The sequence below is a fragment of the Vibrio sp. 2033 genome (assembly GCF_033339735.1).
In genome coordinates this window covers 1-558 of sequence record NZ_JAWOVC010000672.1, presented here as the reverse complement: position 1 = coordinate 558, position 558 = coordinate 1, and the positions used below count along the sequence as shown (strand labels likewise).

1 protein-coding gene is annotated in these 558 nt (G+C 46.6%); it reads left to right on the top strand.

Annotated elements, in window-relative coordinates; genetic code table 11:
• The coding region (locus R7P74_RS28420) for a hypothetical protein (protein ID WP_318124035.1) at window positions 1-558 on the top strand (558 nt) is incomplete at both ends.

Genomic DNA, 558 nt, shown 5'->3' with positions numbered 1-558 from the left:
CGAGTTCTCATACGATGAAGCGCAAAATGCCATCATTGGTGTTCAAGATGGCAATGAAGTCCTACGCATTGAAATTGAAGCGACTTCGCTAGGTCGTGATATCGAGTTGGAGGTGACGACCACCATAAGCCAAGGCATTGACCATGTTGCGTCTGTAGATGACGGGCAGGTGTCGATTGTTGGTGACCGCATCAGTATTGAGTTTGAGATGACGGGTACCGATATTGGTGGTAACAGCATTCGTACGCCAATTGATTTTGTCACGACGATTATCGATGGCGATAATCCAGCGCCGCAAGACATCTCGTTTGAGAACGAAGAATCTTCATCGACGCCAATTATGGGGACGTTTGTCGAAATTGGCAGTGACCAGTTGGCTTCTGTCACTTTTAATCAGGAAAGTTTGTCGCAATTTGATGGTTTGTTGAGTGACAACCAAGCGACGGTTGCGACCTTGTCTGAAGATGGCAGTAACATCACGTTAACCGTAGCTGGCACGGGAGAGGTGGTATTAAGCATCACTTTAAACACCGATGGCACTTACCAATTTGAACAGTT